Annotated in this window: 21 protein-coding genes; 10 read left to right on the top strand and 11 right to left on the bottom strand. The window is 70.2% G+C overall.

The annotated features are described in order from the left end of the window. Positions 1-139: 139 nt before the first annotated feature. The 5 genes from ACFVXE_RS35955 to ACFVXE_RS35935 all read right to left on the bottom strand — a co-directional run bounded on the left by ACFVXE_RS35955 (position 140) and on the right by ACFVXE_RS35935 (position 5,207). The gene (locus tag ACFVXE_RS35955; RefSeq protein ID WP_389677638.1) at positions 140-1,810 is read right to left on the bottom strand and encodes a cellulase family glycosylhydrolase; all 1,671 of its coding nucleotides are present in this window, start codon (positions 1,808-1,810) and stop codon (positions 140-142) included. 390 nt (positions 1,811-2,200) lie between these two features. Further along, positions 2,201-3,193 (bottom strand): hypothetical protein, encoded by a 993-nt coding sequence (locus ACFVXE_RS35950; protein ID WP_389677636.1) that lies wholly within the window; start codon positions 3,191-3,193, stop codon positions 2,201-2,203. Positions 3,194-3,401: 208 nt separating this feature from the next. Continuing rightward, the gene (locus ACFVXE_RS35945) at positions 3,402-4,019 is read right to left on the bottom strand and encodes a hypothetical protein (RefSeq protein ID WP_389677634.1); all 618 of its coding nucleotides are present in this window, start codon (positions 4,017-4,019) and stop codon (positions 3,402-3,404) included. 112 nt (positions 4,020-4,131) lie between these two features. After that, positions 4,132-4,521, bottom strand: a complete 390-nt coding sequence (locus ACFVXE_RS35940) for a hypothetical protein (RefSeq protein ID WP_389677632.1) — start codon at positions 4,519-4,521, stop codon at positions 4,132-4,134. Between the two features lie 182 nt (positions 4,522-4,703). Next, entirely contained in the window at positions 4,704-5,207 is a 504-nt protein-coding gene (locus ACFVXE_RS35935; protein WP_389677631.1) for a DUF2871 domain-containing protein, read from the bottom strand. A gap of 246 nt (positions 5,208-5,453) precedes the next feature. On the opposite strand from ACFVXE_RS35935, the gene ACFVXE_RS35930 reads away from it, so the two are divergent. Then, positions 5,454-6,854 carry an amidase gene (locus tag ACFVXE_RS35930; protein ID WP_389677629.1) on the top strand — a complete coding sequence of 467 codons (1,401 nt, stop codon included), beginning with the start codon at positions 5,454-5,456 and terminating at the stop codon, positions 6,852-6,854. A 212-nt stretch (positions 6,855-7,066) separates the two neighbouring features. Here the strand turns inward: ACFVXE_RS35930 and ACFVXE_RS35925 are convergent, their stop codons facing one another. Further along, positions 7,067-7,711 carry a hypothetical protein gene (locus ACFVXE_RS35925; protein ID WP_389677628.1) on the bottom strand — a complete coding sequence of 215 codons (645 nt, stop codon included), beginning with the start codon at positions 7,709-7,711 and terminating at the stop codon, positions 7,067-7,069. 471 nt (positions 7,712-8,182) lie between these two features. Next, a complete protein-coding gene (locus tag ACFVXE_RS35920; RefSeq protein WP_389677626.1) occupies positions 8,183-8,944 on the bottom strand; it encodes a GNAT family N-acetyltransferase in 762 nt (253 codons plus the stop codon). Between the two features lie 280 nt (positions 8,945-9,224). Between ACFVXE_RS35920 and ACFVXE_RS35915 the strand changes: the two genes are divergently transcribed. Then, on the top strand, positions 9,225-9,572 hold the full coding sequence (locus ACFVXE_RS35915) for a hypothetical protein (RefSeq protein ID WP_389677624.1): 348 nt from the start codon (positions 9,225-9,227) through the stop codon (positions 9,570-9,572). 113 nt (positions 9,573-9,685) lie between these two features. Here the strand turns inward: ACFVXE_RS35915 and ACFVXE_RS35910 are convergent, their stop codons facing one another. Beyond that, complete coding sequence (locus ACFVXE_RS35910) at positions 9,686-10,225, bottom strand: hypothetical protein (protein ID WP_389677623.1); 540 nt, start codon at positions 10,223-10,225, stop codon at positions 9,686-9,688. Positions 10,226-10,783: 558 nt separating this feature from the next. Between ACFVXE_RS35910 and ACFVXE_RS35905 the strand changes: the two genes are divergently transcribed. From ACFVXE_RS35905 to ACFVXE_RS35880, 6 genes are all read left to right on the top strand, one after another. After that, the gene (locus ACFVXE_RS35905) at positions 10,784-11,299 is read left to right on the top strand and encodes a hypothetical protein (protein WP_389677622.1); all 516 of its coding nucleotides are present in this window, start codon (positions 10,784-10,786) and stop codon (positions 11,297-11,299) included. Between the two features lie 10 nt (positions 11,300-11,309). Beyond that, complete coding sequence (locus ACFVXE_RS35900) at positions 11,310-12,239, top strand: hypothetical protein (RefSeq protein ID WP_389677620.1); 930 nt, start codon at positions 11,310-11,312, stop codon at positions 12,237-12,239. Between the two features lie 169 nt (positions 12,240-12,408). Further along, positions 12,409-13,962, top strand: a complete 1,554-nt coding sequence (locus ACFVXE_RS35895; protein ID WP_389677619.1) for a peptidoglycan-binding protein — start codon at positions 12,409-12,411, stop codon at positions 13,960-13,962. Beyond that, a complete protein-coding gene (locus ACFVXE_RS35890) occupies positions 13,959-14,666 on the top strand; it encodes an ABC transporter ATP-binding protein (protein ID WP_389677617.1) in 708 nt (235 codons plus the stop codon). Before ACFVXE_RS35895 ends, ACFVXE_RS35890 begins: the two co-directional genes overlap by 4 nt. Continuing rightward, entirely contained in the window at positions 14,663-15,916 is a 1,254-nt protein-coding gene (locus ACFVXE_RS35885; RefSeq protein ID WP_389677616.1) for an ABC transporter permease, read from the top strand. The genes ACFVXE_RS35890 and ACFVXE_RS35885 overlap by 4 nt, the downstream gene beginning before the upstream one ends. Before the next feature lie 73 nt (positions 15,917-15,989). Further along, complete coding sequence (locus tag ACFVXE_RS35880; RefSeq protein WP_389677614.1) at positions 15,990-19,934, top strand: SGNH/GDSL hydrolase family protein; 3,945 nt, start codon at positions 15,990-15,992, stop codon at positions 19,932-19,934. Between the two features lie 68 nt (positions 19,935-20,002). Here the strand turns inward: ACFVXE_RS35880 and ACFVXE_RS35875 are convergent, their stop codons facing one another. Genes ACFVXE_RS35875 through ACFVXE_RS35865 form a run of 3 tightly spaced genes read right to left on the bottom strand, consistent with a single transcriptional unit; the run spans position 20,003 to position 22,265 of the window. Further along, positions 20,003-20,161: a hypothetical protein gene (locus ACFVXE_RS35875; RefSeq protein ID WP_389677612.1), complete on the bottom strand. Its 159-nt coding sequence runs from the start codon at positions 20,159-20,161 to the stop codon at positions 20,003-20,005. Between the two features lie 38 nt (positions 20,162-20,199). Beyond that, positions 20,200-20,778 carry a TetR family transcriptional regulator gene (locus ACFVXE_RS35870; RefSeq protein WP_389677610.1) on the bottom strand — a complete coding sequence of 193 codons (579 nt, stop codon included), beginning with the start codon at positions 20,776-20,778 and terminating at the stop codon, positions 20,200-20,202. Further along, the gene (locus tag ACFVXE_RS35865; RefSeq protein WP_389677608.1) at positions 20,775-22,265 is read right to left on the bottom strand and encodes an MFS transporter; all 1,491 of its coding nucleotides are present in this window, start codon (positions 22,263-22,265) and stop codon (positions 20,775-20,777) included. Before ACFVXE_RS35865 ends, ACFVXE_RS35870 begins: the two co-directional genes overlap by 4 nt. Positions 22,266-22,436: 171 nt before the next feature. Between ACFVXE_RS35865 and ACFVXE_RS35860 the strand changes: the two genes are divergently transcribed. Both ACFVXE_RS35860 and ACFVXE_RS35855 read left to right on the top strand, forming a co-directional pair. Beyond that, the gene (locus tag ACFVXE_RS35860; protein WP_389677606.1) at positions 22,437-22,739 is read left to right on the top strand and encodes a hypothetical protein; all 303 of its coding nucleotides are present in this window, start codon (positions 22,437-22,439) and stop codon (positions 22,737-22,739) included. 405 nt (positions 22,740-23,144) lie between these two features. Beyond that, positions 23,145-24,005 carry an immunity 49 family protein gene (locus ACFVXE_RS35855; RefSeq protein ID WP_389677605.1) on the top strand — a complete coding sequence of 287 codons (861 nt, stop codon included), beginning with the start codon at positions 23,145-23,147 and terminating at the stop codon, positions 24,003-24,005. Positions 24,006-24,531: the final 526 nt, after the last annotated feature.

Raw genomic sequence — 24,531 nt, 5'->3', positions numbered from 1 at the left:
TGGTGGACACCCGGCGCTGGGGGGTAGGGGGGGCGGGGGCGTCGGGGTCGCGGGGGGGGGGGTGCGGGGCCGGGCCCCCCGAGTAGCGGCCGGCCGGGGGGGGGCGCGCCCCCCCCGCCGCCCAGCGGGGAGGGCCTGGTCAGGTGGTGGCGCAGTTGGTGCCGCTGAGGGCGAACGCGGTCGGGGCGGCGTTGGTGGCGCCCTTGCCGGCGGTGAAGCCGACGGTGACCGAACCGCCGGCGGGGATGGTCGAGGTGTAGGAGGCGGGGGCGACGCTCACCGCGCCGCCGGCCTGGGTGGGGGTCCCTCCCCACATGTTGGTGACGGTCTGGCCGTTGGCGAAGGCGAAGGCGAGCGTCCAGCCGTTGATGGTGGTGGCGCCGGTGTTGCGGATGGTGAGTTCGCCCTGGAACCCGTCGGGCCACTCACCGACGACGCGGTAGCCGACGGAGCAGCCCACGCCCGGTGTGCTGCCGCCCTTGTCGGTGGTGACGTTCACCGTGGCCGAGCGGGCCGAGCGGTTCCCGGCCGCGTCGCGGGCGTAGACGGCGAAGGCGTACGCCGTGTCGGCGGTGAGGCCGGTCACGGTGGCGGTGTTGGTGGCGGAGGCGGCGACCGTGGTCTCGGAGCCGCCGCTGACACGGACGATGTCGTAGCCGGTGACGCCGACGTTGTCGGTGGCGGCGGTCCAGGTGAGCGTGACCGAAGTGGCGGCCACGGCGGAGGCGGTCGGGGTGCCGGCCGTGGACGGGGCCTGGGTGTCGGCGGAGCTGCCGCCTCCGTAGACGGTGGCTTCCTTGGATGTCTGGGCGATGCCGTTGACACCGTTGAAGATGCGCTGGCCCCAGGAGCTGAGCCGGCTGGGGTCGAAGTCGATCGCCAGGTCGAGGATCGGGTCGGTGTTGCCGCTCCAGGACCATGCCAGGTAGCCGAGCCGGAGTTGCTCGGCGGTGGCCATCATGGTGTCCTCGTCCGGGTCGCCGTACTGGTCGGCGGGACCTCCGAACTCACCGATGAGGATGGGCAGTCCGGCGTCGACGAAGGCGTGCAGGTAGTCGGTGACCTTCTGGGCGGTGTTGTAGACGCTGTACATGTGGATCGAGAAGATCAGGTTGCCGGTGGAGTCGGCGTCGTAGACGGACTGGGCGTTGGCGCGCATGACCCCTTGCCAGTCCTGGCCCCAGTTGGGCGCGTCCACCATGATCGTGTGCTTGAACCCGGCGTTGCGCAGCTTCTGGACGGCGGAGATGGTGGGGGCGGTCCAGCCTTCGGGGTTGGTGTTGCCCCAGGGCTCGTTGCCGATGTTGATGATGATGTAGTTCTCTTCGCCGGCGAGTACGTCCTTCAGGCCGAGCCAGTAGTCGGCGGCGTGGTCGAGCGTGCCGGCCGCGGCGTCCTCTCCGTAGCCGGTGGTGTCGTGCACCTCCAGTACGCAGATGAGCCGGTTGGCCTTGCACTGGGCGACGATGCCGGCCACCTCCGCAGGGCTGTTCTCGCTCCAGCGGTAGCCGTCGGAGAGGACGACGCGGACGGTGTTGGCGCCCAGCGCCTTGATGTCGGCCAGCGACTGGGTCTCGCCCGGGTACCAGGCGTGGGCGTGGTTGACGCCGCGCATGATGAAGTCGTTGCCGTTGCCTTCGAGTAAGCGGCCGTCGCTGATGTGGAGGCCGGTGGCAAGGGTGCCGGCCGACTGGGCCTGGGCGGTGGCCGGGGTGAGGGTGCCGAGAGCGACGATCCCGAGGAGGGTGGCCAGCACCGCCAGGAGGGCGGTGACCGGGCTTCTCCGTGCCGTGCTTCTTGTTGTTCTCACTGCGACTCCAGGGAGTGAGCGCCAATGGACCTGAGCATCGGAAGAAACATGGGAGCGCTCCCATAAAGTCATCATGTCAGGGCCGCGTCAAGTCATTGCGCACGCTCCGGCACGTGAATGGCCGGTGGTGCGTGGGAGAGCGCTGATCTTCGCAAACCGTTCGCAGTGGTCCCGGCCACCCCTCCCGCGCCGTCGCCGTCCGCGTCCAGAGGTCCGGGGCCCCGTCGTCCGGGGACCCGTCATGCGGCAACGCCGGCCGGGGCTCCACGCCGACGTCACCCGCTCACGCACACCGGGCGGGAGGACGGCCCCGCGTCTTCAGGTCCGTGCAGCGGTGACCCCGTCGCGCCCGGTGAACCCTGCCGGTCACAGCCCCCGCCGCGGGCGAGGTCAGCCCACATCCGGCCGAACCGGCGGCGCCGCGTTGATCTGCGCGAACCGTTCGCGCCACGGGCGGCGATCAGGTTCCGGTGCCGGGGCGCCGCGGAAGGCAGCGTACGCGGCGGACCGGCGACACGGAGGGCATTCCGTCTCGTCCCCCAGGGGGCGGAAGACGTGCGCCTCGCCGGGTGCGGAACAGGCGACCAGGGCGGCGGCCGCCGAGGGTTGGGGCTGCGGGGGCTGGGCCGGGTCCCCGGGGAGCTTTTGGACGAGGCGGTAGCGCAGGAAGCCGACCGCCGAGCGCACACCGCCCTCCGGGCGCTCGGCCAGGAGTGCCTGGCGCAGGTCGGACTCGCTCAGCCCGCGCTCCAGCCACTTGACCGCCTCCACGGCCAGCGCGCGGGCCTCGCGCATTCCCAGGTGCAGTTCGCGACGGGCATGGCGCAGCGAGAGCAGGACCCGTTCCGCGCGGGCCAGTTGGAGTGGATCGGCCGACCACGTCACCGGCCCCGACGCCTGTTCGGGTTCCGGGACCGGCGGCGGCTCGGCTTCGGAGGGTGGGTGGGGAGTGGTCTTATCACTGTGGTCTTCTACCGGTTCATAGCCACCGACCCTCCGGGCGGCCGGTTCACCGACCACCGGATACCGCGTACTCGGTGGCGGGGTATCGGTCGGGGCCTCGCGCAGGTGCCCTGCCTGCTCACCCGTCAGCGGGTTGTTCGCGACCAGTTGCTCGGTGACCCAGCGGCCCCGGACGCCCTGGGTGCGCCACTCGTGTACGTACCCGTGCGCGACCAGCTGTTCCTTCGCCTTCTGGTACGCGCGGCCCTTGATGCCCAGTCTCTTGGCGAGTTCGCTCAGGGGCTTGCAGGGGGCGTCTTCGGGAAGGCCCTGGACGTACAGGAGCAGGATCTTCGCGTCGCTGCTCAGGCGCGGATGGCGCACGACATCGTGTGATGCCTTCGTGAAGCGTCGGGACGGGGCGATAACATGACGCAGCATTTCCGGTGGGGTCCTTGTCCACTGGCGATGAAGGCCCTCGGTCGGTGTTGGCGCACCGCCGGGGGCCGCTTCGCGCGCACGGGTGCACACGTAGCGTGATGATGGCGTCACCGTACCGCACTGCCGTGATCTCCCACCATGCGAACGGGAGTTCGCGGTACGAGCGGAACACCACCGGGTCATGCGCGACGCCCCGGTCCCGCTCCGCCTACTCGCTCAGCCCTACGACACCCCAGCTCCGGCGGCCGGCTTCGGTGAGGACGTGTCCCCACTCCTCCAGCAGGGTGGCGAATTCGTCGAAGCTGCCGACCCATCCACCGGGTTCGGCGGCATGCTCGGTGAATGCCTCACGCAGCTTGCCGAGCCGGGGCCGAACCCGCTCCCAGACCGCGGCCAGTTCGCGCACCGTGTCAGGTGACCGCGCGAGGAGCACGCCGTAGAAGACGCCGGGGTCATCGCAGAAGAAGCCCGGATCCGTGTGCTGCGCCTCACCGTCCGGCCCGTTCCAGATCAGCCCGAGCAGCAAGGTGTCCAACCCGGCCCGCACCAGCGGGTCGACATGGTCGCGGACGGACTCCCACCGGTGTCCGGCCCAGAAGTGCGCCTTGAATGAGCCGCAGGTGTCCCGGAACTCGTAGATGGCGAAGAAGGAGCTGTAGAGGCCCCGAGGCCACGACCAGTCCCCCTCGACCTCCGGCGCATCGCGGTCCCAGAGGCCCGTCTCGTCGGCATACCAGGCATCCCTCAACCGCGACAGCCGCTCCCGGGGAGGAACTTCCCCCAGCCATGACCAGTCGGCGATCAACACATTGATATCCAGTCCCACCCGGGTGAGGTTACCGATCGCCCGTATCACGATTCCGGTCGTGGACGGTCACACGGCGTCGCACCCCTGAGTCTCTGCAGGCCAAGGACGGGGCCGACACTGAGGCGGCCCGTCACGCCATCCAGATCGAGCTGTGCCGGTGACGCGGCGGGCACACGTCCACGATGTCCGCGGCCTCGGCGCTGAGTTCGCCGGAAGTCGCGTACACCAGCCCGCGGATGGCCGCTGCTTGCCGACGGAGCTGCTGCCGGGCCTGCCTTTCCCTTTGCGTGGACCACCGGGCGATGGAACGGTCGCGGTTGTGGCGCGGGAAGCAGTACACGTCCACCCGGCGCCGGCCGCGGTCCGGCCGGGGACGGTGGGACCCGTTCACCGCCACGGACAGACAGCGGGCGCTGTAGCGGAGATCCCGGAGTACCACCGAGTGCCACGGGGCTCCCGACAGGTCGCTGCGGGACTGCTTCGTCTGCGAAGGCGGACGGTGATGGGCAGTGCGTGCCATGGGGCTCCGTCGGTAGCGGCCGTCAGGGACGGACGATCACGGACTCGTCGAAGTCCGGCACGATCAGCGACATCTCATGACTCCCCGGTGCAGAGGTGATCGGTTCCCGGACGGCGGCCGGCGGCCGGCAGGACTGCGTCGGCCCGCATGACGAGCGGGCAGCCGCCGCGGCCGGTTCAGGGCTAGGTCCGAGCGGACTCCGGCCCCGAGGGCCCGGCCTCCGCGGGCCCGGTCTGCACGGGTGCGGTCGTCGCGGGACCGGTCGACACGGGTCCGGTCTCCACGGGCTCGTTGAGACGCTTTCCGAGCAGGACGAAGAGCAGGATGAGCCCCACGGTGAGGAGGGTGTGCCCCAGGCCCGCGATCCACGGCACGGCCTCCGGTACATGGCTTCCGAGCACGGTCTCGGTGCCGTGGACGAACATCATGGCGACGCTGATCGTGATGCCCGCGTTGTAGAACCAGAAGAAGTTGGTGAAGAGTTTCGTCCCGGACAGCTGGAACTGCTTGTCGAGGGCGAGAACGATGAGGAAGGCCAGCATGCCCAGTGCCAGCAAGTGGGTGTGCATGAGGTCCAGTTGGGTGTCGCCTTCGAAATCGTGGGCCTTGGTGAACTCCCGGGAGTACAGCCCGGAGATCACCCCCAGGATCATGTAGACGTGTGCCGCGTAGTACGACTTCCGCATCCCCGCTCGCCCCCTGCTGAACAAATGCCGCCCCGATGCGGGCCATTGAAGCACTCCGCACCCGTTTGGGTCAGGTGCATTCGACTGGAGCCGAAAGGGAGTTGGCGCTCGGCGGGCAGATGCGGATTGCTCGCCGTCACTTCCGCGGCCTGCGGCACTTCAAGGAGCACCACTCGCGATTACTGTTCGGTAACGCGGGTGCGCGGGGGTTGGCGGCGCAGGCGGGGACGGATTGACTCATCGACCATGACTGAGTGGACCGGCCGCACCGCCGTCGAGATCGCCGCCGCCGTACGCGAGGAACGCGCCAGTGCGGTCGACGTCACCCGCCAGCACCTCGACCGCATCGCCCGGCTCGATCCGGGCCTGTCCGCGTTCCGGCACGTGCGGGCGGAGCAGGCGCTGGCCGAGGCGGCTGCGGTGGACCAGCACGTCAACCGTGCCTCCCTGCCGCTCGCGGGTGTCCCGGTCGCGGTCAAGGACAACATCGCGGTCGCGGGCGAACAGAGCCGCATCGGATCCGCTGCCACGTCGCCGGACCGCAGCCCCGACGATCACGTGATCGTCCAGCGGTTGCGGGCAGCGGGCGCCGTGGTGGTCGGTCTGACCAACGTGCCGGAACTCTGCCTGGTCCCGATGGCGGACAGCGTGTACGGAATCGCCCGCAACCCCTGGGACGAGCGGCGCACACCCGGCGGCTCCTCGGGCGGCAGCGCGGCTGCGGTGGCTGCCGGGCTGGTCCCACTGGCGCACGGCAACGACGGGTTCGGCTCGATCCGGATCCCCTGCGCCTGCTGCGGCACGGTCGGGATCAAACCGGGGCGCGGCGTCGTACCGCTGGCGCCGTCCGACCCGACCTGGGACAACCTGGTCGAGAACGGCCCGATCGCGACCACGGTGCGGGACGCGGCGCTCGGACTGGCCGTGATGGCCGGCGAACCGGGCCTCGCGCACCTGGGCGAGCCGGGGGCGCTGCGCATCGGCGTATCGGTGCGGTCGATCTCGCCCGGTTTCGCAATCGTGGCCCCATACCGCCGTGCCGCGCTGGAGGCGGGGACGCTGCTCGAAGGGCTCGGACACTCGGTGACCCGGCACACCCGGCGCTATCCGGCATGGCTGGGCCCCGCGTCGCTGAGCTCCTGGTACGCATCGGCGCGCGAGAGCGCCGCCGGTCTCGACCGCGCCGGGCTCAACCGGAGCACGCGACGGCTGACCGCCGTCGGCGGGGCACTGGCCGCCTTCCACGTGGACGGGTCCCGCGCGCGGGACCGCTGGCGCACCGATGCCGCCGAACGGTTCTTCGGGCAGATCGACGTACTGCTGCTGCCCGCGCTCAGCCGACCCGCAGCGCGGGCCGAACGCTGGGGCAACTACGGCGGGCTGCGCGTCACGGCAGTCAGCACCCGCACGGCCTCGCTGTTCGGCCCCTGGAACATCGCGGGCTGGCCGGCCCTCGCCGTTCCCGTGGGCGTGGGCGCCGACGCGATGCCCGTGGCGGTGCAGCTTGTGGCCAAGCCCGGTGGCGAGAGGCTGCTGCTGGAACTCGCCGCGCAGATCGAGGCCGCCAAGCCCTGGCCGCGGCATGCCCCTCGCTATCTGGCGGAGGACGACGGCAACGGGGACGCGGCGGTCACCGAGGACGCCTGATCGGGCCGGGAAGCCAACAGCCGGCAGTCCACGGAACGGCCATCGTGGTCCCTTCGGTGGCTGTGGCGCATCGTCCACATGTACACGCGCCCGTCGGCGACCAGCCGGCGCGGCTTCTTCGAACGGCGAGACACGCAGCCGAGGATACGTGCCTGATCGACAAGACACCCCTCGCGATGATCGAACTACGTACCCAGCCCGGACGCAGTGCGTCAAACCACTCCGCTCTGCGCCTCCAGGCGCAGGCCGGAAGCCCGGTCGACGAGGACGACGGTGACCACGGTGAGGTCGACGGCGTCGTTGCCGCCGGAGTCCATGGAGATGAGGTCGGCCATGGTGACTCCCGGACAGATGGCACCGTCCGGCAATTCGACGACGAGCCGGAGGAAGTCGTGCTCCGCCACGCGGACGGTACCGGTCGCGGGAGGGGCCTGGCCGGCGTCGTACATCTGCTCGTCGATCCGGGCAGTGAGGCTGCGGGCACCGGCCAGGAGGCCGCCGCCGCGCCCTGCGTGCACCTGCACGGTGACCGCGCCGGCCAGCGGGGTCCGCAGCGTCAGTGAAGTCCGGTCCGGTGCGGGGGAGACGGTGAGGTGGACCTTGAAGGTCGGCCTGCCTTTCATCCGGGGGAGGTTGTCCGACCCGTAGCTCTCGATGTCCATGTCGTGCGACACGCCGGGCTCGCCGACCTGCCGCGCCGCGCCCTTGCCGCACTCCCCCGGCCGGGAGACCGCCGCCGCCTCCCGTCGCGGGCCGTTCCCCCAGGCCAGTTGGGCGACCAGCAGGGCCGCGGCGGCCACCGGGACGCCGATGCGCCACCACGTCTTCCGGCTCACCGAGAACGGGTCCCCGGCCACGGCACACCTCCTCGTCCGTCCGTCGTCCGTCGTGTACCGATGCTATTCCGCGGCTCCCCGCCGGTCCCCCACCGTGATGCCGTGACGAGCGACCCATTTGCCGCGGGGATAACGGAGTTGGTCCTGCGAGGGGGCGGCGCGACCGCGCCGTCTGCGGGCCGGAGAGGTGTTCCTGGACGAGCGGGCCGAGCGGCGGCGCATCCCGCCCGCCGCGATCGAGGAGGCTCGTGCCGCCGGGCGGCACCGCCGGACTGCGGAGATCGTCCTCACCGCGGCGCAGGGGCCCGCAAACGTCCACGCGGTGACGCACCACAGCGTCGAGGCCGTCACGGCGTTCACCGCCGCCGTCAACTCCATGCGGATGCGACGAACAGCGCAGTCGTCAAACTTCGGTGAGATCAGTCAAGGTCCGATGAGACAGGACCTCAGCCTTCACGCTCAGCCCTCACGCTCTGCCGTCATGCTCCGCCGTCAGCCGCGACCGAAGGAGTGCGAGTGGCCGATCACCGAGAAGCCGCGCCGCTCGTACCAATGGTGTGGCCAGTCGTCCGCGTCGGCGATCAGGAACCGGGTGCCGCAGCCCGCGTCGACGGCCATGCGCAGGGCCGTGGCCAGGACCGCGTCGGCGTAGCCCCGTCCGAGGTGGGTCTCCGAGGTGATCAGGTCTTCGATCTGGGCCGTGCCGGTTGCCCCGTCCAGATAGAGATCGGCCCAGGAGGCGACCTCGCCCTCCTGCGTACGGGCCCCGATGAAGTGCACCGCGTCGGCTCCCCGGCGGCGGACCTCGCGGCGGTCGACCAGGTGGCGTACGGCCTCCTCGTCGGCGTCAGGGAGGAAGCCGCGCCAGCGGCGGGCGAGCGGCAGGCGGATCGCGTCGAGGCCCACCTCGTCCGCATGACCGCCGGACGGCAGCGGGCCCCTGTGCACCATGACCAGCTGAACGGAGTGGGTGTATCCGGCGCGGACGAGCGGCTCCGCACACGCCGCCCCGGTCCTGTCGTCGAGCACGGAGATCAGGCGGTACGGCAGATGCCCCAGGGCCTCGTCCGCGAGGACCGGCAGCGTCTCGGGAGCGACGGGTCCGTCGACGACGATCTGGTTGTTCGCATGGGAGTACGCGAAGGCGTCGTCCAGTACGGCGAATCCGCCCGGAAGGTCGATGGTCCGCGCGGCCTGGCGGCGGGCGAAGGCCGCGAGGAAGGCGTTGATCCGGTGCAGTTCCGGGCTCGGCATGGGGAGAGCCTAGGCAGCCGCGGAGCGTACGGCCCTCGAATTCTCCTCGGGCGCGGGGCGGTGGGCGATGACCTGATTTCGGGCACGGCCGAAACGGCACGCGGGGGGACCCCGGCACTCCTGGGGCAGTCGCGGAACGGGTGACCCACATGGTCGTCGGCAAACCGATTCAGCTGACACTTCTGAGTGACCAGGCGCCGGGCGTTCGGCAATAGGTGCAGGTCAGAGGTGCAGGATTGCGTCGTACGCGTACCCACCGCACCGCACAAGGAGTGCCCTCATGCGTCTTCGCACCACCGTGGCTGCCGCCCTCGGCGCGCTCGCGCTCATCGTGACCCTGCCGACCTCGGCCGGCGCGGCCACCGGAGACTTCGTCTACAGGTACACCGGACCGGACGGCACCCCGCAGTACGTCAGCCTCTTCGACCCGCCGAGCCGGCAGTGCATCACGCTGCCCGAGGTGGCCGACCCGGACGCGTCCAGCCCCGCCGACACCCCCTGGAACGAGACCGACTCCACCGCCACCGTCTTCACCGGCGTCGACTGCCAGGGCACCTATTTCACCCTCCGGCCACTCGGCGGTCACGCCTCCGAGCGACTGAAGCTCCGGTCCGTCGTGTTCAGCTGATCCTGATCACTTCGCGGGCTCCGGTCGCCCCGGCGCGAGTCGCTCTCGGCTCGCACCGGGGCGGTGTCGTGCCCCGCCGGCACCCGTGGCTGTTCCCTCAGCGCGAGGCCCGGTCAGCGGTAGTCCTCCGGGTGGCCCTGCATCCAGGTGTTGATGCGGTCGCGCGTCCCCCACAGCTCGGAGCGGTGCTTCTCCAGGTCGGCCGTGGAGGTGTCACCGTCCAGCGACGCGCGCAGGGCGTCCACCCACGCCACGGGCTCCTTGAAGTGACCGGGGCTGCCCGGGTACGCCTTCATCGACGCTTCCAGGCCGACCAGTTGGTCGTGGACCCGGCCCAGCACCCAGGCGCAGTCGCCCGCACCCACGGTGCAGGTCTCACCGAGGGTGGCCTGGAGGGTGGCGAAGGCGTCACGGACCTTCGCGGGTCCGGTCGGGGGCGCTTCGGTCGCGGCGGCGTCCTCCGCGGCGGCTGATGCCTCCGCATCCGCAGCGGCCGCCTTGGCCGCGGCCGCTGCGTTCACCGACGGCGCCACGTACGGGACCTCGCCACCGGGCCCGTCCGCCGTATCGGCACTGCTGCAGCCCACCACGAACGCGCCCAGCAGCAGCGGCAGTACCGCTGCGGCGGCACGCGAGCGGATACGGACAGACATGAGGCCCCCCTCGTCGACTGGTCGAGACCATACTCCCGACCTCCGACGCCGAGCCCTCCCGGCCGGATGGCGAAACGGGAGGGTCCGGACGTCTCGACGTGCACCGCCGAACGATCCACCTCCGGGCATGCGACAAACAGGCTGAGTCCCGCACGTACCGGCATCCCATGACGAACCGTCATACGTGGCCTTTTGCACGGGACTTGATCATCCGCGTGACATGATCGTTACCCCTTTGGCCTGGACCTTCGACCTCGGCGAAGTGCAGGATCTGGTTTCGTCACGAGGCGATGTTGTGCTCCTGTCATCACGCGGCGGCCGCGGTTCTTCACACCGGTGGGCGGCCCCGCTGTCGTACGGCTGGAGGGTGGTGTCGCTTCGGGGCGGTGCGGCGAGGACGGGCTCCGGCTGTGTCCGAACCGCTGCACGGGGGGATCCACCGCGATGACACGAGCGTCGCCCGTCGGCGTTCGACGAATCCTGCTGCCCTCATGCGTCCCGAAATTCGACGACCCACCTGCCCGCGGAACTCCCGGGGGCACCTTGATGGAGGCAGACATGAGCAGCAAGAGCCGTAGCGCACTGGTGGCAGGAGCGGTGATCGCGGCATGCGCGCTGATGCCGATTCAGCCGGCGGCCGCAGACTCGACGGTCAAGGTCGACAGCAACTGCGACTTCCAGAACTGCACCTCCGGTGACCTGGACCTGCACTACAACTCGATCGAGAACGACGGGTACTACTCGGGTGTGGCCTCGTTCTACGGGAACATCCCCAGCTACTACGGCCAGGATGTGAGCCCGAACGGCGCGGTGGTGGTCCACTACCTGTACGTCTTCGGAAACAACCTTGTCGGGGAGAAGGCCTCCGGAACGGGCCTCGGCGTCAAGAACGCGGCCGCGTCGGTGGAGAACTGCGCGCAGTACGACTCCTACCGGGTCTACTACAACTCCAGCTACCAGGGCGCCTCGCAGTACTTCGCGGACACCCAGGGCAGCCTCTACTGCGCCGGCGGAAAGATCGCCAACCTCAACTCGACGCTGAAGAACCAGAATGCCTCTCAGCACTTCGCGTAGTCGCCACGCGATGAAGCGTCTCCGCCCGGCCGCCGTCGCCGTCGCCGTCCTGGCGACGGCGGTCGGTGCCGCCGGATGCAACGACACCGCTTCCTCGGGCGCCGGAAAGGCCGTGTCGGACCAGTTGAAGGCCGACACCTCGAACTGGCCGGCGGCCACGCCGCAGCAGGGCCTGGCCAAGGGCCTCTCCCTGCCGCTCGAGGAGTACATGCAGACGTACGAGCAGACGGTCGTGATCGCGCAGGCCGTACGCAACCTGCAGTCGCAATGCATGGCCCGATTCGGATTCGACTTCCGGCCGCCGCCGGCGGGCAACACTCCGCCGCCCAACGACAACGACGCCAATATCGAGCGCCGTTACGGAATCAGCGACCGGACGATCGCGGAGAAACACGGATACGGACTCGGCGAACCCCAGCAGACCGGCACCCGGATGCCGGCGATCAGCAAGGCCGCCATGGTCGTGCTGTCCGGACGCAGCAGCGGGGAGAAGAACGCCAAGGCCGCAACCTCCTACCAGGGGAAGGACATTCCCGAGGGAGGGTGCAGCAAGTGGGCCATCGACCGGATCGGCGCCGGTGACCTCGACTTCTCGCTCGCGGGAAAGCTCAACCAGGAGAGCCTGATCCGCTCCCAGGAGTCGCCCGAGGTCAGTGCCGCGCTGAAGAAGTGGTCGGCCTGCATGAAGGAGAAGGGGTACACCGTGGACCTCCCCTTCAATGCGGTGGACCTCGCCCCGGTCGAGGGGAGCCAGAAGCAGATCCAGGTGGCGACGGCGGACATCGACTGCAAGAAGTCCACCGACCTCGTGAAGATCTGGTTCGGGCAGGACGCCGGACTTCAGCGGCAGCAGATCGACGAGAACCAGCTCGCCCTCGAAGAGGCGAAGAAGAAGAACGACTCCGCCGTCAAGGCGGCCGAGAAGGCGCTACGGAGCTGAATGCCGCGTCGGGACACGGCCCGCGGGAGCGGGACCGCGGGCGGCTTGCGGGCGGTGCGTGGCGGCCGGTACGTACCGCCCGCTCCGACCGCCGGTACGCGTCGGCCCGTACACCCGGGCTCGGGATATTCACCGTGGGTTTCTGGCAGCGTGGGATGGGAAGAGACGAATGACGCACCCGGTCGAGCCGGACCAGGCTGTTCCGATCCCCTCGACCGCGCTGGTCAAAAGGCGCCGTTGGATCGGCGGCATCGCCTTCGGCGCGGTGCTCCTGTCCGGTGTCGGCATCGCCGCGGGGCAATTCATCAAGTCGCCGGCTCAGGCACTCGCCGACTCGTCCGCGCCGCCTCCCTCCGTCCTGACCGCACCGGTCGAGTACCGGGTGCTCACGGCCTCGGTGATGCTCCGGGGAACGGTGACCGCGGCCCAGTCGGTGGACGTCGCTCCGGCCGGGTCCGGCGAGGGCGGTTCGGCCGTGGTGACGAAACTCCCGGTGAAGGCCGGGCAGCCGGTCGCCGCCGGCCGGGTGCTGCTCGAGGTGTCGGGGCGTCCGGTGTTCACACTCGAAGGCGCCGTCCCCGTCTACCGGGACCTCAAGCCGGGCGCGGACGGTGACGACGTCGCTCAGCTCCAGAAGGCGCTCCGGGGCGTCGGCCACGGCACGGGCGGTGACCGGAACGGTCATTTCGGCCCCGGAACGAAGACGGCCCTCGCCGCCTTCTACCGGAGCATCGGCTACGACCCGCTTCCCGCCCAGCCGGACGGCGACAGCAGTGTGGAGAGCGCGCAGGAGGCGGTGACCTCGGCGGACCGGGCCGTCGAGGACGCCCGTGACGCGCTGCGCACGGCGCAGGACCCCGCCGTCGCGGCCGCTCCTTCCGCCGGTACCCCGTCGTCGTCCCAGGCGCCGTCGTCCCAGGCGGGCCGGGAGGGGGCGGCCGTACCCGACGAGCCCGGTCAGCAGGACGGTGCGGGCGCGGGGTCGCCCGCCGAGCTGCGCAAGCAGGTGACGCGGGCCGAGGAGGATCTGGCCAAGGCCCGGACGCGTCTCACCGAGGTGCAGGAGACGGTCGGGCCCATGCTGCCCGCCTCGGAGGTGGTGTTCCTGACCCGGTTCCCGGCTCGCGTCGACAGCGTCGACGTGCAGGTGGGGGCGACCGTGTCCGGCAAGGTCATGACGGTCTCCGCGGGTGAGCTGATGGTGCGCGGCTACCTGGCGCCGCACGAGAAGGGCCTCGTACGACGGGGCCGGCCGGTGGAGATCCTCTCCGAGGTCACCGGGCTGTCCGTACCGGCCACGGTCGCCTCGGTGTCCGAGACGATGACGGCCGAGCACGCGGCGGGCGACGACGGGACCCGCGAGGACGCCGGCGCGCAGACCTCCGGATATCCGATGGTGGTCGAGCCGACCAGGAAACTTCCCGGCGAACTGGCGGGCCAGGACGTGCGGCTGACGGTGCGGGCCGCATCGACGAAGGGGAAGACCCTGGTCGTGCCGCTGTCGGCGATCTCCGCCGGTGCGGACGGCAGGACGGCTGTCACGGTCGTCGGCGGCAACGGCGCCCAGCACCGTGTCCCGGTCTCCACCGGAACCACCGGCGACGGATATGTCGAGATCCATCCCCTGGAGGGCCTGCCCCTTCGGGCGGGCGAGCGGGTGATCACCGGCGTGCAGTCCACCGGCACCACGCAGTCCTCCGGCGGTGTGGAGACGGGGCAGTGACGGCGGGCCCGTCGGCGCCCGGGGTGCCCCCGGTCATCGAGCTGCGGCAGGCGGCCCTCACGTACCCGGGGCCGCCGCCCGTGACCGGCCTGCTGCCGTGCGATCTGTCCATCCGGCAGGGGGAGTTCGTCACCGTCGTCGGGCCGTCAGGTGCCGGGAAGTCCACCCTGCTGAACGTGCTCGGTCTGCTGGACGCACCGACTTCGGGCCGCTACCTGCTGGACGGCATCGACACGGGCGCCCTGTCGGACGCGGAGCGGACGGCGCTGCGCGGCCAGCGCATCGGATTCGTGTTCCAGTCCTTCCATCTGCTGCCCCACCGCGCCGCGTACGAGAACGTGGCGCTGGCACTGACCTATTGCGGTGTACCGCGCAAGGACCGGGTCGCCCAGGCACTCCATGCGCTGGAACAGGTCGGTCTGGGCCACCGGGCGGGTGCCCTGCCGACGACGTTGTCCGGCGGCGAACGTCAACGGGTGGCCATCGCCAGGGCGCTCGTGGGGCATCCCTCGCTGCTGCTGTGCGACGAACCCACCGGAAATCTCGACTCCGCAACCGCCGAGTCGATCCTGCAGCTCCTGGACACCCTGCACGCCGACGGCATGACGGTCGTGGTGATCACCCACGATCCGGGGGTGGCCCGGCGCGGGCAGCGTTCGCTCAGGATCCAGGACGCCGTGATGACACAGGCAGGACCCTCATGAAGCTGCCGTCCCCGCGCAGGTCCGCACGGTCCCGGCCGACTGTGCGGCTGTCCCGGCTGTCATGGCGCGACCTGTTGTCCGAGGCGGCCGCCGGAATCCTGCAACGCCCCATGCGGTCGGTCCTCACCTCGCTGGGCACGGTCCTGGGCGTGGGCACCTTCGTGGTGATCCTCGGGCTGACCGCGACCGCCTCCTCCCAGATCGACGACCGGTTCAACGCACTCAGCGCCACCGAGGTCGACGTGGAGGACATCGCCCGGCAGACGAACCCGTTCGCCGATCTCGGCTTCCCCGACGACGCGGAACAGCGCGTCGGACGGCTGAACGGTGTGCGGCACGCCGGGGTCTACTGGCCCGTCGAACTCTCCGAAGGCACGGAGGTGCGCTCGGCCCCGGTGACGGAAGCCCCCGGAAGCACGAGTGCCTTGGTGATGGCCGCGTCGTCCGGTGTCCTGCAAGCCGCGAACCCGACGCTCGCCCAAGGGGTCGTCTTCAACACCTGGCACGACCGGACCGCCCAGCAGGTGGCGGTGATCGGCCCGGGCCTGGCTGCCCGGCTCGGCATCACGACGCTGGAGACCCGGCCGGCCGTGTTCATCGGCGACAAGGCGTTCACCGTCGTCGGCATCGTCGACTCCGTCGAGCGCAAGCCGGACCTGCTGATGTCGGTGATCGTCCCCCGCTCCACCGCTCTCAAGATCTGGGGAGTCCCGAAGGACAGCGCCAAGATGCTCATATCCACCGCGCCCGGGGCCGCCCCCCAGGTGGCCACCGAGGCGGCTGTCGCGCTGGCACCCGCGCACCCCGAGTACTTCAAGGCGATCCCACCGCCCGACCCGCGGGCGCTGCGTACCGAGGTCAGCGGCGACCTCGACCAGCTCTTCCTGCTGCTGGCCGCGATCTGCCTGTTCATCGGCACGATCGGCATCGCCAACACCACCCTCGTCGCCGTCCTGGAACGCACCGGCGAGATCGGCCTGCGCCGGGCCCTGGGCGCCCGGGGCCGGCACGTGACGGGGCAGTTCCTCGCCGAGTCCGGTGCGCTCGGCGCCCTGGGCGGGCTCGTGGGCACCTCGCTGGGAACCCTCACCGTCGTGGCCGTGGCCGTCGCACGCGAGTGGACACCCGTCATCCACCCGCTGACCGTCACCACCGCCCCGGTCATCGGCCTGGCCACCGGCCTTCTCGCCGGCCTGTATCCGGCCTGGCGCGCCAGCCGCATCCAGCCCGTCGAGGCGCTGCGGCGCTGACGTCCGTCTTCCGACTCGCTCGGGACACCCAGGAGGCGCACCAGCGTCTCGACCATCTACGCGGGAGACACGAATGACGTTCCGAAGAGCAAGGAAGGGATGGGCTCTCGCAGCCACGACAGCCATCGCCTTCATGCTCCTTCCCGCCGCCCAGACCTGGGCGGCACCCGGCTCCCCGGCACCGGACGACGCCGGGGCCGCCGCACCGGACACGACGGCCGCTCCGCACTCCTCCGACGCGTCGAAGGTGGGGAAGCCCGACGGCACGCTGGCCAAGGGCTGGCGCACAGCCGACGACCGGGCGGTCACGGTCGCCGGAGACTCCTACGGTCTGCACGTACTGGTCGCGGACAGCTCCGAGGCCTACCAGTGGCGCGAGGTCGCCACGCTGCGCGAGGACGGGTTCGACGCCGACGCCTGGATCGGCAACGTGTGCGTGACGGGCTCGGGCAAGCGCGCCGTCGTGGCGTACGCGCCCAGGACCTTCACCAACAAGCCGGCTCTCTTCGACCGCGGCGCGTTCGCCGCGGTCGTGGACCTCGGCACCCACACGGTGACCAAGCTGCGCCAGCAGGTCTCGCTCGCCTACTTCAACCCGGGCTGCGGCACGGGAGAAGACGCGATTCTGACCCAGTCGGCCGACACCGAGCTGGGCAGCACCCGGCTGCTGAGGATCGACACGCGCAAGGCGAAGGTCACCCGCACGCTCACGGTACGCGGCGAGGCGACCTCGGCCGTCCCGGTGGACGACACGGTCGTCACGGCCCTCGGCAACCGCCTCACCCGGATCCGCCCCGACGGCCGCCAGGAGCTGGTCGGCAGGACGTCCGGCCCCGCCTTCCACATCCACCCCGACGCCCAGGGCGCGGTGGCCTTCCTCGACCGCAAGGGCGAGCGCGTCTCCGTGCGCCGTGCGAGCGGCTCCGCGGTGAACACCCTCGCCCAGGGCGACCTGGGCGACGTCGGGCTGTCCGCCGGTACGAAGGGGCGGCTCTTCCTGACCGGACAGCCCGAGCAGGTCGCCTCCCTCCCGTCCGGTGTCGAGCGGCTCCGGGCACGGGCGGGAAGCCAGGTCTCCTCCGGCGGTCGCCTCGTCGTGGACCAGGCGGTCTCCACCGCGCTGCGCTCGCACGTCACGGACCCGCTCGCCTCGCACGACAACGAGGGCCCGCTCCCGTACAAGATCGAGGCACACGTGCCGGAGACCGGGAAAGCGGTGGACTTCACCGTCCCGGTCCCGGACCAGCCGCGCACCGAGCAGCCTTCCCCGTCGCTGGCGGGCCTCGTCGCAGCCGCCCCCGCCTCCGGCACGGTCACGCCGCTGCAGGCGGCCGCGAGTGCCTCATCGACCTCGACCGATGACGGGGAACGTACCTGCTCGATCGCGCGCAACGACGCCAATCAGCAGGCGCTGCAGCCCACTCCCAACCAGGTGGAGTGGGCCGTGGACATGGCGATCCGCGGGAACCTCACGAGCGGATACATCTCGCAGGGCGGCTGGCGGGCCGACGACGGCCTCGGCTCGTCGGTCGCACCGTCCGTGATGTTCCCCCAGTCCGTGCTGATCGGTGCGCCCGCAGGCGGCCGCATCCCCGCGCAGGTGCTCCTCGGCGTGCTCGCCCAGGAATCCAACCTGTGGCAGGCGTCGTACCACGCGCTGCCCGGCCAGACGGGCAACCCGCTGATCGGCAACTTCTACGGCACGAACATCTATCCCGGCACCACGGGATACGACCCGGACAAGGTCTGGACGATCGACTGGGCGAAGGCCGACTGCGGTTACGGGATGGGTCAGCAGACCGACGGCATGAGCGTCGCCGGTCGGTCGCTGGATCCGGGCAAGCCGCCGGCCATGTCCGCCGAGAAGCAGCGAGCCGTCGCACTCGACTACGCCGCCAATGTGGCGGTCGCGGCCCAGACGCTCTCCGACAAGTGGAGCGAGCTGCATCTCACCGGGCAGACCATCAAGATCAACGACGACGACCCGCAGTACATCGAGAACTGGTTCGCCGCGGTCTGGAACTACAACCTCGGCTACAACCTCCCGGACTCGAGCGGCACATGGGGCCTCGGGTGGCTCAACAACCCGGCCAACCCCAAGTACCCCGCGGACCGGAACGCCTTCCTCGACAACAACCACTACGCGGACGCGGCCACCCCGCAGAACTGGCCGTACCCCGAGAAGGTGATGGGCTGGGCGGCGTTCCCGATCGACACCGGGCGCGCCTACAGTGACGCCGGCGAGCAGAACAACAGCAACACGCACGGCTACCAGGCCGCCTGGTGGAGCGACGCGGGCGCCCGCACCCGGGCCATCAAGCCGCCGCTGGACACCTTCTGCAACGGCAGCAACGGCTGCGACTCCGGCAACCCGCCGAAATGCACCACCGACGACTGCTACAAGCTGTACTGGTACCACGCGAACGCCAGCTGGAAGACGGCGTGTTCCCTGGAATGCGGCCACGAGACCCTGACCTACAAGACGCTGCGCGCGGAACTCGGCCGAGGTAACAGCGAGCCGCCCAACTGCTCTCTGAGCGGGCTCCCTTCGGGCGCACGTGTGGTCGACGACGTCAGCGCGTCCGTACCGTCGATGCGGAGCGACTGCTCCAAGTCCTGGACCAATGCCGGCACCATGTCGTGGGATTTCAAGGAGACAGCCGGCACGCATCCGACCTACGAGGGGAAAGAGGACTTCCATCAGGTCGGCGGCGGCTTCGGAGCGCACTTCTGGTTCGCCCACACGCGCGCCTCGTCGAGCAGGGCGGACGCCATGGGAGTCACCGGGACGTGGACCCTGGGCCAGCGGCTCGACCAGTGGGCCCGCGTCATGGTGCACCTGCCGTCCACCGGAGCCGAGACGCAGCAGGCCCGCTACGACATCACCCTCGGCGACGGCAGCGTCCGGCACCGGGTGATCAACCAGTTCGACACGAAGAACGAGTGGTTCCCCCTGGGCACCTACCAATTCGTCGACGGGTCGTACGCCCAGAGCGTGTCGTTGAGCAATGTGACGGGTGACGGAAGCGCCGACGACGACGTCGCATGGGACGCCGTCGCCTTCGTCCCCCTGTCCGCGAAGCCGAAGGACTTCGTCGTGGCGATGGGCGACTCGTTCTCCTCCGGTGAAGGTGCCGGGGAGTACGGTCCCGAGACGGACCGTGACTACGGCAAGAGGACCTGGAACGCCTGCCACCGCAGCGCGAACGCCTGGAGCCGTAAGGCGGTGCTTCCGGGCAGGGCGACGTCCGTCGGCACGCTCACGGACGCCAACGACCCGAGCCTGGACTACCAGTTCGTCGCCTGCTCCGGCGCGTTCACGGACAACGTCCTGGGCAAGGACGATCTCGGGACCCGCAAGGACCAGGAGGCGCCCTGGGGCTGGGGGGCGGACGGCGAGTTCCGTGAGGTGCCGCAGATCGGTTCCGGTGTACTGAGCGACGACACCACCCTGGTCACGCTCTCCATCGGCGGCAACGACGCACGCTTCTCACCCCTTGCGGCGGCCTGCGCGGCCACGGACTGTTCGGACAGCGGTTACACCTACGGGCAGGACCCGAAGCCGCTCGCCGAGTACGAGCCGGAGTTCATCGACAACGGGGTCAGGAACTGGGTGACGGAGACACTGAACGCCATCCGGACGCACGCACCCAAGGCCAAAATCGTACTGATGGGATACCCGCGGCTGTTCAGCCCGACGGCATGCGCCGTCGAGTACAACGACCGCGAGGTGGCGCTCTTCAACTCGTGGGCGGACGCCCTTGCCAAGTCGATGAAGCAGTCCGTCGCGGACACCGGTGACACGAATACCGTCTTCACGAATCCGCAGTACAAGTTCGAGGGTCACGCGTTCTGCGACGGCCCCCACTACATCAACCCGATCGCCTTCAGCCCGAACGGGCCGGGCGATTTCCAGGAAGCCACCATGCCCAGCCGCGGTTCCGTGCATCCCAACGATCTCGGCACCACGGCCTACGCGGAAGTGCTTCAGGACGCCCTGAACGGCACGCTGCACTGACCGAGGGGGTGCCCGCCCGTGCACATGCACGGGCGGGCACCCTCTGCCGCCGTGGTCCGCCGCAGGGGTCAGAAAACGAACCAGCCGCCCCCGAAAAGGGCCCCCAGAACATAGGAGACGCCGAGGCCGACCACCGCGAACAGCGCGAGGACGAGCAGGGTCACCACGGCGAACTGGCCACCGGCGGACTTCAGGAAGCGTTCCCGGTTCGCGCGCCGAGCGTTCATGCCCCCACCATTCTTCTCGGTACCGCCCTCTCGGCCCCTCATCCACCGATCAAGGACTGGAGCGCGGGAGCATACAGGTCGGCGATGTGCTCGGGGGTGGCCAGCGAACCGGCGCCCTCGCGGTGCAGGCTGAGCGTGGCGCCGAGACCGAGGAGGTGGCCGGCGACGAGTTCGGCGCGCAGAGCGCGTTCGTCGCCGCGGAGGCGGGCGGTCAGCGCCTCGGTGACCTGCTCGTGGAACCGGTGGCGCAGCAGCGAGCGTTCGTCCTGGTTGCCGAGCGAGAACACGACGCGCAGCAGCGGGTCCGACTGCTGTTCGCGGCGGCGGCGCACCAGGGTCACCACCATGTGGCGGCCGAGCTCGTCGAGCGGGGCGTCGAGGAGTTCCTCGGCGGCCGGACCGAAGTCGGCGACGGTGTTGAAGAGTTCTTCCTTGCGGCCGAAGTGCTTGACGACGAGGGAAGGGCTCACCCCGGCGTCCGCGGCGATTCCGCGGATGGTGACATCCGCGTACGGGCGCTGGGTGAACGCCCGCCGTGCCGCTCGCAGGATCGCGTCCCGGCCGGTGCCGGGGTCGGTGGGAGCCGGAGCCGCAGCGGTGGCCTGGCTGCCGGTCATGCGCCCTCCTCGATCGGTACCGCCCGCACACCGCCCTTGCGGTTCCCACGGCTCTCTCCGACCGTACCCGCCCTGGGTGAACGCGCTCCCGGCAGGAGCAGCGTGACGGCCAGCGCCAGCAGCGCCGCACCCGCAGCGATCAGGAAGACCACCTGGTAGGCGTGGAGTGTCGGGGCGGTCCGGCCACCCGCCTGGAAGGTGATGTTGGCCAGGACCGCCGCCACCGTCGCGCTGCAGAACGCCTGCCCGATCGATCTCATCAAGGTGTTGAGGCCGTTGGCCGCGCCCGTCTCGCTGACCGGCACCCCGCGCATCACGAGCGCCGGCAGCGCCGAGTACGCGATGGCCGTGCCCGAGGCGACGACCGTCGCACCGGCGATGATCAGCCACAGGCTGTGGCTGGTGAAGTAACGCACCACATAGCCGGCGGCGATGATCCCGGCCGCCAGCGACAGGCTGACCTTCGGGCCGTACTTCGCGGAGATCCGTGCCGAGACCGGCGAGAGCGCCACCATCGACACCCCGCCCGGCAGCAGGCACAGTCCGCTGACGACGAGCGAGGCGCCGAGCCCGTAACCCGTCTCCTTCGGCTCCTGCACCATCTGCGCGGTGACCAGCGAGTTCGCGTAGAAGGCGAAGCCGATCAGCAGGGCCGCGACGTTGGTCAGCAGAACGGCCGGGCGGGCCGAGACCCGCAGGTCGACCATGGGCGTCGTCACACGGAGCTCGTACGCGCCCCAGAGCAGCGCCACCACCACGGCGGCGACGAGCAGTCCGACCGTGCGGGCCGAACCCCAGCCCCAGTCGGCGCCCTGCGTCACCGCGAGCAGCAGACAGACCAGCGCCGCGGACAGCCCGAGCGCCCCCACGGCGTCGAACCGGCCCCGGGTGCGGAGCGGCGATTCCGGTACGCAGCAGAGCACCAGCACGATGTCGATGAGACCGATCACCCCCGACACCCAGAACATGGTGTGCCAGTCGAAGTTCTGGACGACGAGCGCCGCGACCGGCAGACCGACGGCCGCGCCGATCCCGAGCGTCGAACTCATCAGGGCGACCGCGGAGAGCACCCGCTCGGGCGGGAGCTCGTCGCGCAGGATGCTGATGCCCAGCGGTACGACGGCGAGCGCGGCACCCTGGAGGGCGCGACCGGTGATCAGCACGCCGATGTGGGAGCTGACCGCACACAGCACCGATCCGACGACCAGCACCGCGAGCGAGGCGACGAGCACCCGACGCTTGCCGTACATGTCACCGACCCGGCCCAGGACGGGCGTGAAGACGGCACCGGTGAGAAGGGTGACGGTGACCAGCCAGCTCGCGGCGGCGGGGGTCGCGCCGGTGAGGGCCGGGATGTGCGGCAGGAGCGGGACGACGATCGTCTGCATGATGGCGACGACGACGCCACAGAAGGCGAGGACGCCCACGGCGAAGCGGGGGTGGTGCGGCCGGGCTGCCCCGGCAGGGGCGGATATGTCCGCGGACATGCGATCTCCGTACGGTGCTCGGCGGTGGTGAGGGGGCGAAAGCCCGAAGGGGGTGCACATGCGTTCACCCCAGGGTAAACGCATGTGCACCCCCTGGGACAATCGGGCGCCGATCACCGCGTTAGCCTCGGAAGCCAAGAACCGTGGAACGAGAAGGCGAAGGTGGCGGCGATGGCGAAGGTTCCGGCAGCGGCGGTGGCGGCGAGCGGGCTGGTCGGCGGGTACGCGGTGGCCCGGTGGACCCGGAAACGCCCGCTGGGCGGCGTCGCACTCGCCGCCGCGGGATCCGTCGCCGCATACCAGTGGAACCGGCAGGCCGGGCCGCGCGCGGCCGTCGCACTGACCACGACGTACGTCGCCGCGTTCGCCGGATCGCACCCGCTGGCCAAGAAGGTCGGCGCCTGGCCGGCCGTCTTCACCGTGGCGGGCACCGTCGCCGCCGCCTCGTGGGCCGTCACCCGCCGCGCCGCCTGAGCGCGCCCCCTCCGGGTCGTGACCAGCGCCCGGGCCCTGACCCCGAACCGAGCGGGTCCGGTCGCCGCGGCTTCACCGCGGAGGGAAGACCAGGGGATCAGCCGCCCCGTCCCTGCGGAAACACCTACGGGTTGGACGGCGGCGCAGACCTCGCTGATGCCGTCCGACGCATGTGCGTCGGCTCCGGTGGGGTTCCGGGTGCGTACCCGGCTGTCATACGGGTACGCACCCGGCTTTCGCGGGGGAGTGCTCTTGAATACGTGCTCCGACGCTTTCGTGTTCAGTCCCGCGGAACGCTGCATCTGATCAGAGGAAGGCACCCAGGAACTGGGCGCCGGCGACCCCGGTCAGTGGATGCGAGAGAATCGGGAATGTGACGACGATTTCTTCGCGAGCCGGAACGCGATGACGGTGCGAGTGCCGTGGCACATCGAGCCTGGCCCCGATGACGAGGGCTACGCCAAGGCGCTCGGCGACAGCATGGCCAAGTCGGTCAGGTGGCTGGAAGAGTCGCCGGGCATGTTCAACTCCGCGCTGGGCAAAGCCGTGATGCGTGTGCAGGCACGCAGCTCGGTCGACCCGGTGGCCGGATACCTGGAGACGTGGGAGTCGGTCGTCTGCGCGATGCAGGTGGGCTCGGCGATGTTCGCTGCCGCGAGCCGGACCGAGGGCACCGTCCAGTGCCGCATCGACTACGAGGTCCGGACCATCCCTGCCACCGGGGCACAGGACTACACCGACCCCGGAAACTGGCTCACTGCCTTCTGGTTCGCCATCATCTGCCGCGAGCGGGCGCGGATGACCGCGCTCTGCGAGATCCCGCTCAACCTGCTGTGGTCGTCGGGCGGTCAGTACGACGAGTACATCTACCACTGGGTGGACGCCCTGCAGACGTACTGGCTCAAGCGCCCCGGCTTGGTGGACAAGCTGGTCGCCGCAATCGAGGGGTCGTACCCACAAGCCGCCACGATCACCCCGCCGGACCTGTTGCAGAACATCCTTTACCAGCCCATCAACCTCTTCCACCGCTTCGTACGCAAGGACGAGGCAGGCTTCAACCAGGCCTTGGTCGAAGCGTTGGAGCTGCACAAGCAGTACTGGACCGCCGACGAGGAGCGAGCGGGTCGCATCGAAGGAACGATCGCGCTCGGTCCTCTCGCCATCGCCTGCCTCGCCTACGACGGGGAAATCCCGATCGAGGTCGAGTCCGAGTACCTTCCCAAGGCTCTCCTGCAACGCGATTGGATCGGCGAGTACGACACCTGAGCCGCCTGTCCCCGAGTCAGCGCCACCCCGCGTGTATCGCCCTGATGCCAACGCCGACGACCACGCCATCCACCTCGGCGATCACCGCCCAGGAGGCAACGCAGGCGACCACCTGCCCAGCAACAACCTGGACAACACCGCGCCCGGCAGCCGCGTCTGCGACAACGTACCGAGACCCCCGGCAACCGACTGCTCCAGGCATGCGTGCTGCCTGCGGACAGCCCCTCACGCTCAGGGCGTGCGCAACACGCACGACGCCCGTACCTGCGGAGGGACCGAACGCCGCCCCGCGCTCCACGGCTCAACGAGCTCCGCTTCGTCGGCAGCTGTGTCATGCGTTCGTCACAACGAAGCAATGCCGGTTGAACCGATGAGCTATACCCATAAGAATACTGTCGTATTCGATCATCCAGCTTGGCAGGGGGAAGCGCATGAAGTTCGACATGGGGGCGCAGGTTCTGTCGAATCTGGCGTCGAAGTCGCGTGGTTCGAGTACGGACTTGGGCACGTTGATCCGTCAGCTGGT

Source organism: Streptomyces sp. NPDC058231, from assembly GCF_042882275.1.
Classification (GTDB): Bacteria; Actinomycetota; Actinomycetes; order Streptomycetales; family Streptomycetaceae; genus Streptomyces.
Note: the sequence above shows the minus strand (reverse complement) of the source record. Positions and strands in the feature narration are given on the sequence as shown.

Bases quoted from the DNA above. Each gene is read 5' to 3' on its own strand.
- ACFVXE_RS35950 (WP_389677636.1), bottom strand. From the start codon at position 3,193: ATGCTGCGTCATGTTATCGCCCCGTCCCGACGCTTCACGAAGGCATCA.
- ACFVXE_RS35940 (WP_389677632.1), bottom strand. From the start codon at position 4,521: ATGGCACGCACTGCCCATCACCGTCCGCCTTCGCAGACGAAGCAGTCC.
- ACFVXE_RS35935 (WP_389677631.1), bottom strand. From the start codon at position 5,207: ATGCGGAAGTCGTACTACGCGGCACACGTCTACATGATCCTGGGGGTG.
- ACFVXE_RS35930 (WP_389677629.1), top strand. From the start codon at position 5,454: ATGACTGAGTGGACCGGCCGCACCGCCGTCGAGATCGCCGCCGCCGTA.
- ACFVXE_RS35920 (WP_389677626.1), bottom strand. From the start codon at position 8,944: ATGCCGAGCCCGGAACTGCACCGGATCAACGCCTTCCTCGCGGCCTTC.
- ACFVXE_RS35915 (WP_389677624.1), top strand. From the start codon at position 9,225: ATGCGTCTTCGCACCACCGTGGCTGCCGCCCTCGGCGCGCTCGCGCTC.
- ACFVXE_RS35910 (WP_389677623.1), bottom strand. From the start codon at position 10,225: ATGTCTGTCCGTATCCGCTCGCGTGCCGCCGCAGCGGTACTGCCGCTG.
- ACFVXE_RS35905 (WP_389677622.1), top strand. From the start codon at position 10,784: ATGAGCAGCAAGAGCCGTAGCGCACTGGTGGCAGGAGCGGTGATCGCG.
- ACFVXE_RS35900 (WP_389677620.1), top strand. From the start codon at position 11,310: ATGAAGCGTCTCCGCCCGGCCGCCGTCGCCGTCGCCGTCCTGGCGACG.
- ACFVXE_RS35895 (WP_389677619.1), top strand. From the start codon at position 12,409: ATGACGCACCCGGTCGAGCCGGACCAGGCTGTTCCGATCCCCTCGACC.
- ACFVXE_RS35885 (WP_389677616.1), top strand. From the start codon at position 14,663: ATGAAGCTGCCGTCCCCGCGCAGGTCCGCACGGTCCCGGCCGACTGTG.
- ACFVXE_RS35880 (WP_389677614.1), top strand. From the start codon at position 15,990: ATGACGTTCCGAAGAGCAAGGAAGGGATGGGCTCTCGCAGCCACGACA.
- ACFVXE_RS35875 (WP_389677612.1), bottom strand. From the start codon at position 20,161: ATGAACGCTCGGCGCGCGAACCGGGAACGCTTCCTGAAGTCCGCCGGT.
- ACFVXE_RS35870 (WP_389677610.1), bottom strand. From the start codon at position 20,778: ATGACCGGCAGCCAGGCCACCGCTGCGGCTCCGGCTCCCACCGACCCC.
- ACFVXE_RS35865 (WP_389677608.1), bottom strand. From the start codon at position 22,265: ATGTCCGCGGACATATCCGCCCCTGCCGGGGCAGCCCGGCCGCACCAC.
- ACFVXE_RS35860 (WP_389677606.1), top strand. From the start codon at position 22,437: ATGGCGAAGGTTCCGGCAGCGGCGGTGGCGGCGAGCGGGCTGGTCGGC.
- ACFVXE_RS35855 (WP_389677605.1), top strand. From the start codon at position 23,145: ATGACGGTGCGAGTGCCGTGGCACATCGAGCCTGGCCCCGATGACGAG.